The following is an 11,574-nucleotide window of genomic DNA, read 5'->3' as shown; positions in this document are numbered from 1 at the left end:
ACATGACACAGATTGACATCGCCGGTTTGACTGTCGGCAACGATTGCCCGCTTACGATCATCGCGGGACCGTGCCAGCTTGAAAGCGCGGATCACGCCCAGATGATCGCCGGCCGCATGAAAGAAGCCTGCGAGGCCGCCGGCGCGCAATACGTGTTCAAGGCCAGTTACGACAAGGCCAACCGCACGAGCCTTGCGGGCAAACGCGGGTTGGGCATTGATGCGGGTCTTGGAGTGCTGGCGGATATCAAGACCTCCATCGGCGTCCCGGTGCTGACCGATGTGCATACCGAAGCGCAATGCGCCCCCGCCGCCGAGGCCGTGGATATCCTGCAAATCCCGGCGTTTCTGTGCAGGCAAACCGACATGCTGCTGGCCGCCGGCAACACCGGTGCGGCCATCAACGTCAAGAAGGGTCAGTTTCTGGCGCCCTGGGAAATGGGCAACATCGTCGACAAGATCGAGAGCACCGGAAACAAGCGGATCCTTCTTACGGAGCGCGGCGTTTCCTTTGGCTACAACACGCTTGTGGCCGACATGCGCAGCCTGCCGATCATGGCGCAGACCGGCTATCCTGTCGTGATGGATGCCACCCACAGCGTGCAGCAACCCGGCGGGCGCGGCGGCAGTTCCGGTGGCCAGCGTGAATTTGCCCCGGTCATGGCCCGCGCGGCGGCGTCTATCGGGGTCGCCGCCATCTTCATGGAGACGCATCAGGATCCCGACAACGCGCCCAGCGACGGACCCAACATGATCTATCTCGACCAGATGCCAGCGCTGATTGATACGTTGATGCAACTGGACAGGGTTGCTAAGGCAAACCCAGTCGTAATTTGAACCAGCACCCGGACCTATTTCATGACCAGACCTGCCGCCACGGTGACGCCGAACACCTGGGAATTCCTGCGCGATCCGATGATCGCACCCACCGGTTTTCGCGAATATGACGCCCGCTGGAAGTATCCGGACGAAATCAACCTGCCGGGAATGACCGCGCTTGGCCTCGGCCTTGGCACCCAGATGCAGAAGCGCGGGATCAGGCCGGAAATCGCGGTCGGGAACGATTACCGCGACTATTCGCTCAGCATCAAGAACGCGCTGATCCTGGGATTGATGCAGGCCGGCATCCAGGTCAGGGATATCGGCCCGGCGCTGTCGCCGATGGCCTATTTCAGCCAGTTTCACCTGGACGTGCCCGCGGTTGCGATGGTTACGGCCAGCCACAATCCGAATGGCTGGACCGGCGTCAAGATGGGGTTCGATCGTCCCCTGACCCATGGCCCGGACGAGATGGCGGAACTGCGCGACATCGTGCTTGGCGGGCTTGGTGAACCACGGCCCGGCGGCAGCTACGAATTTGTCGATGGCGTCCGCGAGGCCTATCTGGACGATCTGGTGGGTGATTTCCGCATGTCCCGTCCGCTCAAGGTGGTCTGCGCCACGGGCAATGGCACCGCCAGCGCATTCGCGCCGGAATTGTTCGAACGCCTCGGTGTCGAGGTCGTGCCAAGCCACAATCGCCTCGACTACACCTTTCCCAACTACAATCCCAACCCGGAAGCGATGGAGATGCTCCACGACATGGCCGACACGGTCAAGGCGTCGGGTGCGGATTTCGCGCTCGGCTTTGACGGTGACGGCGACCGCTGCGGCGTGGTGGATGATGAAGGCGAAGAGATTTTTGCCGACAAGGTGGGCGTCATCATGGCACGCGACCTGGCCCGTTTGCATCCGGGAGCGACCATCGTGGCGGATGTGAAATCGACCGGGCTGTTTGCTTCGGATCCTGAATTGCGGAAACACGACATCACGGCGGATTACTGGAAAACCGGTCATTCCCACATGAAGCGGCGGGTCAAGGAACTTGGCGCGCTGGCCGGGTTCGAGAAATCGGGCCACTACTTTCTCGCCGAACCCATAGGCCGGGGCTATGATTGCGGGATGCGCGTCGCCGTGGAAATCTGCAAGCTGATGGACCGCAATCCGGGCAAATCCATGTCCGATCTGCGCAAGGCGCTGCCGCAAACCTTTTCGACACCGACAATGTCGCCTTTCTGCTCCGACACCGAAAAATACGCGGTGCTGGAACGGATCGTATCCAGGCTGACCGATATGGCGGATGCGGGCACGCCAATCGCGGGGCGCAAGATCGACACCGTGGTCACCGTGAACGGCGCCCGCCTGATCCTCGATAACGGCGCCTGGGGTCTTGTCCGCGCCTCATCGAATACGCCCAATCTGGTGGTGGTTTGCGAAAGCCCCGAGAGCGAGGCGGAATTGCGCGCGATCTTTGCCGATCTTGACGCGGTGATCCGCACCGAACCGTCGGTTGGCGAGTACGACCAGACGATCTGACACCCGGAACCGATATCTCTCACCCGCCGGGGCCGCGTGACTGCCCCGGCGGGTTTCTTTATGCGCGGATCAGTTCCGGCCAAGCAGCTTGAAGAGCTGGTCCTTGACCTCATCCTCGAGCTTGTCCTTCAGGATTTCTTCCGCATCCTGATTTTCCTTGATTTCGACGTCCAGCTCTTCGGCAAGTTTCCGTGTCAACCTGGCTTTGGCCTCGTCCTCGAGCTCTTCGAGCTTGGCATCAGCATTCGCCTTGGCGGCAGCTTCGAGATCGGCCCAGATTCGCGGACTGCCCCACGGCCCCCTGATCCGGATCGGCAACGACAATCCCTGCCCGCCGCGTGCGCGCAGGGCGATGGGCGTGAAGGTGTAATCGATATCCCGGGCACCAAGCCCGATCCGCCCCTTGCCATCCGCGCGATAATTGCTGAGCTGGAGCAGCAGGTCGTCGTTGAAGACATTGCCTTCACTCATGGTAAAGCTGGCGCCCAGACTGTCGAAAACCGTGGTTCCGCCGCTGGACGTGTCTCCGCGCATCAGCCGGTCGAGGTCAAGGCCCAGGATCACGCCCCGGCCCATGCGCAGCGCACCCTTGCCCGACAGTGACCGCATGATGGCATCCACGGATTGTCCGACGCCCAGAAACTGAAGCTCGCCTCCGGCCTTGCCGCGTATCCGCTCCATGCCGAGCAGATCGCGCTGTATCTGCAGGATGTCGATATCCGCTGCGGTGAGAGTGCCACCGACCGAAAGGCCATTGCGGTTGTTCGCCACCAGTTGCCCGAGCAACTGGCCGTCGAACACCGAGACATCTTCAAGATGCAGAACCGCGCGCGCCCGGTCGATCTCGAGCAGCAGCCGCGTTTTCCCCACGGTCAGGTCAGGTGTCTTGATGCCCTGTGCGGTCAGCCGCACCGATGCGTTCACCAGGGCAAGGGCGCTGGCATCGATCGGATCACGCGACCAGCCGTCGCCCGCAACACCTGGCGCCGCCCCGGCACCACCCCCTGCGCTGCCCGCCGGGGACGCGGGAAAGGTTAGAACATCGGCTGACAATTTGGCTGTGACCTGCGGCACGTCGCCCAACACGACATCAACGACGCCATTCAGCCGGTTCTGCCCCAGTTCGCTGCGCAACTCGCGCAGCGACAGCCGACCGTCCGCAGTGTGGGTGACATCGGCAACGACCCGCACCGCCGGGCCCCATCCCGCCGGCAGTTCGATGGCGGGCAGACCAAGCGCCGCGAAACCTGCGCCGATATTCTCGCTGCTCAGATCGGCACGACCGGCCAGTTCGCCTGCCGTATTGACCCGGCCTTCAAATGCAATCGTGCCCGAGGGCATCTTCACATCAATCGATACCGGCGATACCGCGCCCTGAATCAAACCCGCCGGATCGGAGAATTCCGCATTCAGTACGATCTCTTCGCCGACCGGTCGCAGTGCCGCCTTGATCGTCGCAGGACCTGTCGGATCGGGCCATGCGAGATCCAGGTCCAGACCCGAAACCGTCACCGGCGCGGCCCCACCCTCGATATAGATCAACGTGCCGTTTCTGAGTTCCAGAAGATCGAGCGCGATCGGCGTCTCCCGGTCCTGATCATTCGTGGTGACTTCGACCGCCGTCGCGTTCGCTTGCGAAGGGGCGGCATCGAACACCCAGTTCGCGCGCCCATCCGGCGCGGTCTGCAACCGCAGGATCGGATCCCTGGCGACGATTCCCGTTACCCGCACCGCGCCGGTCAACAGGTCGCTGGCAGACACGCCGATCGACAGTCCGCTTGCGCTCAGCATCGGCTCCGGCCCGGCCCATTCGGCGTTGCCCAGCGTCACCGGCCCGGTTGTCACGCCCAGGACCGGCCAGAAAGACAGTGACACATCGCCCGAAACGGTCAGTTCCCGCCCGGTCCGCGACTCGATCTGTTCGGTGGCGATCCGAACGATCCGTTCATCCGGCAACAGGAGCAACCCGATCACGCCGAACAGGATCGCGATCACCAGCGCACCCGCTATTCTAAAAATCCACCGCATACCCGCACCCTCCGTCACATGCGACGAGTCTATCACCGGTACGGCGCGACGCAATCGTCGGGGCTAGGCATCGCGTCACGGCATCTCTATATGCACGGGAATGAGCACCAACCCGCCCGATTTGCGCCCCGATCTCGCCCCACGCGCGCGTCTCACCGACGCGCCCCGCCCCGGCCAGCCCACCGTTGGCATGGTCAGCCTCGGGTGTCCCAAGGCGCTGGTCGACAGCGAACGCATCCTGACCCGGTTGCGCGCCGAAGGGTATGGCATTTCGCCCGATTATGCCGGTGCGGATGCGGTGATCGTGAATACCTGCGGCTTTCTGGACAGTGCCAAGGCCGAAAGCCTGGATGCCATCGGAGAGGCACTTGCCGAAAACGGGCGGGTCATCGTGACCGGCTGTCTCGGGGCGGAGCCAGACTATATTCGCGAACACCACCCGCGAATTCTCGCAGTCACCGGCCCGCATCAATATGAACAGGTGCTCGATGCGGTACATGTGGCGGTGCCGCCGGATCCGGATCCGTTCATCGACCTGTTGCCGGCCAGTGGCGTGTCCCTGACCCCCCGGCATTACAGCTATCTCAAGATTTCCGAAGGCTGTAACCACAAGTGCAGGTTCTGTATCATCCCCGACATGCGCGGAAAACTGGCCAGTCGCCCCGCCCGCGCGGTGCTGCGCGAGGCCGAAAAGCTGGTGGAGAACGGTGTGCGCGAGTTGCTCGTCATCTCGCAGGATACCTCGGCATATGGCACCGATACACGGGAGAGAGACGTCAGGCATCCGATCATCCCGCTGGCCCGCGATCTGGGCTCGCTGGGGGCATGGGTGCGTCTGCACTATGTCTATCCCTACCCGTTCGTGCGCGACCTGATCCCTTTAATGGCCGATCCGGCAAACGGTGTGCTACCCTATCTCGACATCCCGTTTCAGCATGCCCATCCGGACACCCTGCGGCGCATGGCGCGCCCCGCCGCTGCCAGCCGCACGCTTGATGAAATCGCTGCGTGGCGGGCGATCTGCCCCGACATCACCCTGCGCAGCACCTTCATCGTCGGATATCCGGGCGAGACCGAGGCCGAATTCCAGACGCTGCTCGACTGGATGGACGAGGCGCAGCTCGACCGTGTCGGCTGTTTTCAATACGAAAACGTCGACGGCGCGCGCAGCAATGATCTGCCCGACCATGTGCCGGATGATGTGAAACAGGATCGATGGAACCGCTTCATGGAAAAGGCGCAGGCGATTTCCGAAGCCAAGCTCGCCGCCAGGGTAGGCCAGACCCTGCAGGTCATCGTCGACGAGGTCGACGACGACGCCGCGACCTGCCGCACCATGTCGGACGCGCCGGAAATCGACGGCAACCTGTTCATCGACGAAGGGTTCGACATGTTGAAACCCGGCGACATCGTTGATGTCACGGTTGACGAAGCGGGAGAGTACGACCTTTGGGGCCAGCTTCGGCGCTGACGCCGAACCGCGCGGGGCGATACACGCAAATCTGTTGCCTCATGCCCCCGGCACGCTATCCTTGGCTGACACAGCCAGGGAGACCCAGCCATGTCAGACGCACCAATCATCGCGCGGAAAACCCCTTATCGGGTCGACGTGGCGGAAGGAAAAAGCTATTTCTGGTGCGCCTGTGGGCGTTCGCAAAACCAGCCCTTTTGCGATGGCAGCCACAAGGGCACCGGTCTCGTGCCAGTGAAATATACGGCCGAGTCCGACAAGAAAGTCTTTTTCTGTGGATGCAAGCACACGGGCAAAGCACCACTCTGCGACGGAACGCACTCCGGTCTGCCTGACTGACACGCTGGTCACAGAGACCTGCACCTGTCCTGCCGGTCAAAGGCTCATGCACGATTGTCGAGATAATAGCGAACGGCATCCTGCACCCGCCGAAACCGGTCTCCGCCCAGCTTCTTGCCACCATACCAGCGCGTCACCACCACGATATGATCGCGCAATTCCGCACGTTCGAGCATGCGCAGGATCACCATTCCGGCACCGCTTTCGCCATCATCGTTCTTGACCGGACCCTCGCCCTCCAGGACGACACCCCAGGTGTTGTGTGTCGCCTTGGCGAATTTCCGGTCCTTGCAAAGTCTGCTGATGAACTCCTGCGCCTCGGCGCGGCTGCTTACCGGGCCGCCCGAAACAGCGTATTTGCTGCCGCGATCGGTCACGATTCCATCGAAAATCTGCACGTTCAGTCACCATCGGTCGCTTCGATCCCGTTGTGACAGGTCGGCATGTCGATTCCAACGGCTGCGGGGGGTTTTCGCGCCGCTATCCGCCCAGCGATTGTAGGGTGCTGGCCACCATGTCCATGCGCGCCTTGTTGGGCGGGTGGCTGGCCAGGAACCTGTCGCCGGGATCGGGCAGGCGCGTAAAGAACTGCGCCCCGACCAGCGGATCATAGCCCGCGCGCCAGGTAATGACGGTGCCAAGCCTGTCCGCCTCCAGCTCGAACTCCTTGGCATAGCTGCGCGCGCCGACGACAGCGCCGATCTCCCGCGCTCGCACGACATCATCCGAGCCGCCGCCGGTCAGCGTTGCCAATCCGCCGAAAATCTCGGCCGCGTCGGCAGAATACCGGCGTTGCCGCTCCAGATGGTTGGCGATGTGATGTGCCGCCTCGTGCCCCATCACAAAGGCCAGTTCATCCGCGTTCTGAACGCTGCCGATGAGCGACGCGGTAAAGCTCAGAACCGGCCGCCCCTGTTCGTCAACGCTTTGAAAGGCATTGGGCTGCGCCCGCGGATTCGGGTCGACCGCAATCAGGAAATCGCAATTGCGTGCCGTTCCGTATCGTCTGCACTCGCGCTCGGCCACCGGTTCGACCGCGCGTACAACTTCGACAAAGCTCTGCGCGGCCTCCTCGGGGGTCAGCACCCATTCTTCGGAAACCTGTCCGGTGGGGAAAGTCACATCACATGCGGCCAGGAACAGGGCCGGTGCAAACAACAGGGCAGTGATGCGCATGGTCGGAGTCAATCCTTTGGCACGGGTCGGAACGATACAAATCCCAACATAATCACCGCAGTGCGGCACCGCCAGTAGAGGATGTTCACGCTTCTGCCACGGGGTGCTTGCCAAGTCCCGATTGCCGCGTCAGGGTGCAGGCATGTTTACGATAGAGCATGAATTCGACGCCACGGTGATCACCCTCATAGACGAGGGCGATGCTCCGTTGCAGGAAGACATCACGATCAACAGCTTTGCAGAATGTGTGACGCTCGAACAACTGGATCCGCGCACGGATCGTGTCCAGAAGATCACCCTGTCACCCGAGCAATTGCGCGATCTGGCGGCGGCGCTCGATCTGCCCGAGGGCGTCTATCAGCTACGGGAAGTACCCGAACCGGAATAGATGAAGACCTTGAGCCTCGACGTTTGCCCGCGCAGCAGGGTGAGGTCAGACGGTGCAACCCCCATCGCCTTGGCCAGCAGGGCGCGCACCGCGGCATTGGCCTTGCCGTTTTCCGGCGGCGCGGTAACGGCGGCGCGCAGGTCGTCGCCCTCGCGCGTCAGGCGAAGGCCCGCCGCCTTGGGCGTTACGCGAACGGTGATCTGCCGCCCCGGCTGCGCCAGATCGGCCAGGTCGGGAAGGTCTCTGGATTTCGGTCGTGCCATGTGTACAGTCTTCGCCAATCCGCACGCAAAGCACCATAGAGTTCCGGCAATCGACAAAGAAAGGGAGCCATTCTTATGACCACGGGGTTTTTCTGGGACGAACGGTGTTTCTGGCACGCTGGCGGCAATTATGTCTTTACGCTGCCCGTCGGCGGGCTGGTGCAGCCCCAGGTCACCGGTGGATTGCCCGAAAACCCCGAGACCAAACGGCGTCTCAAGAACCTGATGGACGTGACCGGGCTGACTGCCGAGCTGGCGGCACAAAGCGCGTCCCCCGCCGAATGGGATGATCTGCTGCGGGTCCACCCGGAGAGCTATCTGACCGAGTTCAAGCGTCTGTCCGATGCCGGCGGTGGCGAGCTCGGCCTCCGCACGCCCTTTGCCGCTGGCGGGTTCGAGATTGCCGCGCTGTCGGCGGGCCTGTCGATTGCGGCGGTAGACGCGGTTCTGACCGGTGGTTTGGAAAACGCTTATGCACTGTCGCGCCCGCCCGGACATCACTGCCTGCCTGATTTTCCGAACGGTTTCTGTCTGCTCGCGAATATCGCCATCGCCATCGAAACCGCGAAGGCCCGTCATGGGCTGGGCAAGGTCGCGGTGCTGGATTGGGATGTTCACCACGGCAACGGCACCGAAGCGATCTATTATGACCGCGACGACGTGCTGACGATCTCCGTTCACCAGGAGGGCAATTATCCAGTGGATACCGGAGCGATCGGTGATCGTGGGCGTGGCGCCGGCCAAGGCTTCAACCTGAACGTGCCGCTTCCGGCCGGCGCGGGACATACCGCGTATCTCGCGGTGATGGATGAAATCGTACGTCCGGCTCTGGATGCATTCGAACCGGACATGATCATCGTCGCCTGCGGTTTTGACGCGTCGGCCTGTGATCCGCTGGCCCGCATGCTGGCCACGGCCGATACGTTCCGGCAGATGACGCTGCGGATGAAAGACGCCGCGCGCGACCTCTGCGATGGCAAACTGGTGCTTGTACACGAGGGCGGGTATTCCGAAATGTACGTGCCGTTCTGCGGCCACGCCACGATCGAAGCGCTCTCGGGGAGCGCTATCACCGCGCCGGATCCGATGGCCGAAACCTTTGACATTCGCCAGCCGTCACCTCGGTTCGACGCCTTCCTGCGCGAGGTCGTTCGCGATGCGGCAGAGGTTCTGCGCGTGCCGGTGGGCTAGGCAAGGCTCGGTTTTCGGGTTGAAACCCGTGGCCTGAACGCCGAAATGTCAGGCAGATTTCAAGACAAGGTACCGCCATGCCCGATCCCAATGCCGCCGCGCTCGATTTCCTGCTGTCCCGCAGGTCCCGACCGGCCAAGACCCTGGTTCCGCCGGTCCCCACCCGCACGCAACTGCGCCCGATTCTGACCGCAGCGGCGCGCAGCCCTGATCACGGCAAGATGGAACCGTGGCGCTTTATCGTCATCGAAGGCGCCGCCATGACGCGTCTGGCGGACCTGGCCGAAGCCCGCGGCATTGCCCTTGGCAAGGCACCGCAAGACATCGAAAAGGCGCGGAACCAGTTCGATCAGGGGCACCTCGCGGTGGCGGTGATCGAGATACAGAAACCGTCAGACAAGATTCCACCCATCGAACAGACCTATTCGGCGGGCGCGGTGTGTCTGGCCCTGCTGAATGCGGCGCTCGCCTCGGGTTGGGGTGCCAACTGGCTGAGCGGATGGGTCAGCCATGACCGCACCTTCTGCGAAGACGGGTTCGACCTCGCGCCGAACGAATCCATTGCGGGCCTGATCCATATCGGGACCGAAGGCTCGGCCCCTCCGGAGCGGCCCCGCCCCGATATCGACAGCATCACGGAATGGCGCGACACATGATCCTTCAATCGTTTTCACTGGCGCTCGGCCAACTTGGCGACCCGCGCTTTCGTCGCGTCCTGCTGCTCGGGCTGGCGCTGACCATCCTTTTGCTGATCGCGGCAACCGCCGGTTTCGGCTGGCTGATCGGCTTTCTGGTGGGCGATGATGCCACACTTCCCCTTATCGGAGAGGTGACATGGCTCGGGGATCTGGCGAGCTGGACATCGCTTGTCGTGATGATGGTTCTGTCGGTGTTTCTGATGGTGCCGGTGGCGTCTGCGATCACCTCGATGTTTCTTGACGAGGTCGCGCAGGCGGTCGAGGACAAGCATTATCCCGGCCTGCCCGACGTGCCCGGCGTGCCCTTTGGCGATGCGCTGCGCGACACGGTGAATTTTCTCGGAGTGCTGATCGGGGCGAATATCGTTGCGCTGTTGCTCTATGTCATGTTCCCGCCACTGGCACCGCTCATCTTCTGGGCGCTGAACGGGTTTCTGCTTGGACGGGAATATTTCATGCTCGCCGCCATGCGCAGGGTCGGTCGGACGCGGGCCAAACAGCTTCGCGCCCAATACAGCACGACGATCTGGGTGGCCGGTACGCTGATGGCGATCCCGTTGTCGATCCCGTTGATCAACCTGTTGATACCAATCCTCGGCGCGGCAACCTTTACCCACATCTTTCACAAGGTGCAGGCACGGGCCGGAGATGCCCCGGCCTGACCTGTTTCGGCCCTGACCTATTTTGAATCGCCCGCGAGACGCGCTATTTCAGCAGCGTGATCTCGCGGCCGTTCCAGTACCAGATGAAGTCGCAGGTTGCGCGATTCTGGCAGCTCGACAAGCTGCCGGTGGTCACGACACCGGTATTGCCATTGCTGAGAGGTTGCATTCGGACCCCCTGCGTCAGAAGGTTCTTTGGCGGCACGCCCCGCGCGTGCAGCGAACTGACAAAGAACTTCGCCGAACACGCCGAGGCACCGCAGAAGGGGCGTGGATACCCGGCGGAACAGGTGATCCCGTTCCAGTACACCACCACATCCTCAAGGCCGTCACCGTCAATGTCACCGCTGTGCAAGGCCTCCGGCTCCAGCGTGGCCGGGCCGCCGCAACCTGAGCTTATCGATGCTTCGGCCACTTCACGCATGGACACCACGGGGGTTGCGGCAGCGGGCACCGAGGTCCAGGGTTCGCCAATTGCCGTGAACATCGACTGGCAATGCCGGGTCAATGCGGTATGCGCCGCAAGAAACCCGCGCGACGTCACGACCCGCGCGCCGGTATCGCTTCGGATTTCAAAGTCGGGCCGGGCCGCGATGGCGGCAAAAACCGCATCCGTCGCGGGAAGATCGGCCTCCCACGACGAATAAAGCGAATTCCTGTTTACAACCGGCAGACGATACCCCGTTGCCCCGACGATCAGCATCACGTCCCGCCGCCGTTGCGTGACGCCGTCGTACCTCCCGAGCACAGCGTCTCCGATGTAGAGCCGCAGGCTGTCACGGGGCGTGATGTCGGGCTCCAGATTGCCGGTCTGCTGCGCGGTGAGACCCTTTGGCGAACGCTCGCCACACAGGAACATCACGTCCTGATCCGTGTTTGGTGAAATCAGCCCGGTGAAATACGCCCCGTCGTCGAATGACCGGAACTGCCATTCCGGTGTCTGCGCCGCGACCTGAACCGCGAGGGCAAACGCAAAGACTCCGGTGAGCGCACGCAGCATGCGG

General features: G+C 62.6%; 13 protein-coding genes. 8 read left to right on the top strand and 5 right to left on the bottom strand.

The genetic code is table 11. The features are described 5' to 3' along the window. The first annotated feature begins 2 nt into the window (after positions 1–2). Together kdsA and AB9K34_RS13880 are read left to right on the top strand one after the other, a co-directional pair. Positions 3–836, top strand: a complete 834-nt coding sequence (gene kdsA / locus AB9K34_RS13885; protein ID WP_369955022.1) for a 3-deoxy-8-phosphooctulonate synthase — start codon at positions 3–5, stop codon at positions 834–836. 21 nt (positions 837–857) lie between these two features. Beyond that, positions 858–2,354 (top strand): phosphomannomutase/phosphoglucomutase, encoded by a 1,497-nt coding sequence (locus tag AB9K34_RS13880; protein ID WP_369955021.1) that lies wholly within the window; start codon positions 858–860, stop codon positions 2,352–2,354. A gap of 69 nt (positions 2,355–2,423) precedes the next feature. Here AB9K34_RS13880 and AB9K34_RS13875 read toward each other — a convergent pair whose 3' ends face one another. Next, positions 2,424–4,382, bottom strand: coding sequence for an AsmA family protein (locus tag AB9K34_RS13875; RefSeq protein ID WP_369955020.1), 1,959 nt, complete (start codon positions 4,380–4,382; stop codon positions 2,424–2,426). A 100-nt stretch (positions 4,383–4,482) separates the two neighbouring features. Here AB9K34_RS13875 and rimO point away from each other — a divergent pair, with 100 nt between their 5' ends. Further along, positions 4,483–5,853: a 30S ribosomal protein S12 methylthiotransferase RimO gene (gene rimO / locus AB9K34_RS13870; protein ID WP_369955019.1), complete on the top strand. Its 1,371-nt coding sequence runs from the start codon at positions 4,483–4,485 to the stop codon at positions 5,851–5,853. A gap of 90 nt (positions 5,854–5,943) precedes the next feature. After that, entirely contained in the window at positions 5,944–6,192 is a 249-nt protein-coding gene (locus AB9K34_RS13865) for a CDGSH iron-sulfur domain-containing protein (protein WP_369955018.1), read from the top strand. A gap of 44 nt (positions 6,193–6,236) precedes the next feature. On the opposite strand, the gene AB9K34_RS13860 is transcribed toward AB9K34_RS13865, so the two are convergent. Both AB9K34_RS13860 and AB9K34_RS13855 read right to left on the bottom strand, forming a co-directional pair. After that, positions 6,237–6,590, bottom strand: coding sequence for a YigZ family protein (locus AB9K34_RS13860; protein ID WP_369955017.1), 354 nt, complete (start codon positions 6,588–6,590; stop codon positions 6,237–6,239). A gap of 82 nt (positions 6,591–6,672) precedes the next feature. Further along, the gene (locus AB9K34_RS13855; protein ID WP_369955016.1) at positions 6,673–7,368 is read right to left on the bottom strand and encodes a M48 family metalloprotease; all 696 of its coding nucleotides are present in this window, start codon (positions 7,366–7,368) and stop codon (positions 6,673–6,675) included. A 142-nt stretch (positions 7,369–7,510) separates the two neighbouring features. Here AB9K34_RS13855 and AB9K34_RS13850 point away from each other — a divergent pair, with 142 nt between their 5' ends. After that, positions 7,511–7,756, top strand: coding sequence for a hypothetical protein (locus AB9K34_RS13850; protein WP_369955015.1), 246 nt, complete (start codon positions 7,511–7,513; stop codon positions 7,754–7,756). Here AB9K34_RS13850 and AB9K34_RS13845 read toward each other — a convergent pair. Beyond that, positions 7,726–8,019 carry a DUF167 domain-containing protein gene (locus tag AB9K34_RS13845; RefSeq protein WP_369955014.1) on the bottom strand — a complete coding sequence of 98 codons (294 nt, stop codon included), beginning with the start codon at positions 8,017–8,019 and terminating at the stop codon, positions 7,726–7,728. The two genes, AB9K34_RS13850 and AB9K34_RS13845, sit on opposite strands and share 31 nt — an antisense overlap. 75 nt (positions 8,020–8,094) lie before the next feature. On the opposite strand from AB9K34_RS13845, the gene AB9K34_RS13840 reads away from it, so the two are divergent. From AB9K34_RS13840 to AB9K34_RS13830, 3 genes are all read left to right on the top strand, one after another. Then, positions 8,095–9,210, top strand: coding sequence for a class II histone deacetylase (locus AB9K34_RS13840; protein WP_369955013.1), 1,116 nt, complete (start codon positions 8,095–8,097; stop codon positions 9,208–9,210). 77 nt (positions 9,211–9,287) lie between these two features. Beyond that, positions 9,288–9,866, top strand: a complete 579-nt coding sequence (locus tag AB9K34_RS13835; RefSeq protein WP_369955012.1) for a nitroreductase — start codon at positions 9,288–9,290, stop codon at positions 9,864–9,866. Next, a complete protein-coding gene (locus tag AB9K34_RS13830; RefSeq protein WP_369955011.1) occupies positions 9,863–10,570 on the top strand; it encodes an EI24 domain-containing protein in 708 nt (235 codons plus the stop codon). Before AB9K34_RS13835 ends, AB9K34_RS13830 begins: the two co-directional genes overlap by 4 nt. Before the next feature lie 43 nt (positions 10,571–10,613). Here AB9K34_RS13830 and AB9K34_RS13825 read toward each other — a convergent pair whose 3' ends face one another. Continuing rightward, complete coding sequence (locus tag AB9K34_RS13825) at positions 10,614–11,570, bottom strand: hypothetical protein (RefSeq protein WP_369955010.1); 957 nt, start codon at positions 11,568–11,570, stop codon at positions 10,614–10,616. Positions 11,571–11,574 lie beyond the last annotated feature (4 nt).

The sequence above is a fragment of the Sedimentitalea sp. XS_ASV28 genome, assembly GCF_041224545.1.
Taxonomy (GTDB): domain Bacteria; phylum Pseudomonadota; class Alphaproteobacteria; order Rhodobacterales; family Rhodobacteraceae; genus Sedimentitalea.
The sequence above is the reverse complement of the archived record's forward strand: the minus strand, read 5'-3'. Positions and strand labels throughout refer to the sequence as shown.

Excerpts from the sequence above, each read along its gene's own strand:
- kdsA (WP_369955022.1), top strand. The coding sequence starts at position 3 with ATGACACAGATTGACATCGCCGGTTTGACTGTCGGCAACGATTGCCCG.
- AB9K34_RS13880 (WP_369955021.1), top strand. The coding sequence starts at position 858 with ATGACCAGACCTGCCGCCACGGTGACGCCGAACACCTGGGAATTCCTG.
- AB9K34_RS13875 (WP_369955020.1), bottom strand. The coding sequence starts at position 4,382 with ATGCGGTGGATTTTTAGAATAGCGGGTGCGCTGGTGATCGCGATCCTG.
- rimO (WP_369955019.1), top strand. The coding sequence starts at position 4,483 with ATGAGCACCAACCCGCCCGATTTGCGCCCCGATCTCGCCCCACGCGCG.
- AB9K34_RS13865 (WP_369955018.1), top strand. The coding sequence starts at position 5,944 with ATGTCAGACGCACCAATCATCGCGCGGAAAACCCCTTATCGGGTCGAC.
- AB9K34_RS13855 (WP_369955016.1), bottom strand. The coding sequence starts at position 7,368 with ATGCGCATCACTGCCCTGTTGTTTGCACCGGCCCTGTTCCTGGCCGCA.
- AB9K34_RS13850 (WP_369955015.1), top strand. The coding sequence starts at position 7,511 with ATGTTTACGATAGAGCATGAATTCGACGCCACGGTGATCACCCTCATA.
- AB9K34_RS13845 (WP_369955014.1), bottom strand. The coding sequence starts at position 8,019 with ATGGCACGACCGAAATCCAGAGACCTTCCCGACCTGGCCGATCTGGCG.
- AB9K34_RS13840 (WP_369955013.1), top strand. The coding sequence starts at position 8,095 with ATGACCACGGGGTTTTTCTGGGACGAACGGTGTTTCTGGCACGCTGGC.
- AB9K34_RS13835 (WP_369955012.1), top strand. The coding sequence starts at position 9,288 with ATGCCCGATCCCAATGCCGCCGCGCTCGATTTCCTGCTGTCCCGCAGG.
- AB9K34_RS13830 (WP_369955011.1), top strand. The coding sequence starts at position 9,863 with ATGATCCTTCAATCGTTTTCACTGGCGCTCGGCCAACTTGGCGACCCG.
- AB9K34_RS13825 (WP_369955010.1), bottom strand. The coding sequence starts at position 11,570 with ATGCTGCGTGCGCTCACCGGAGTCTTTGCGTTTGCCCTCGCGGTTCAG.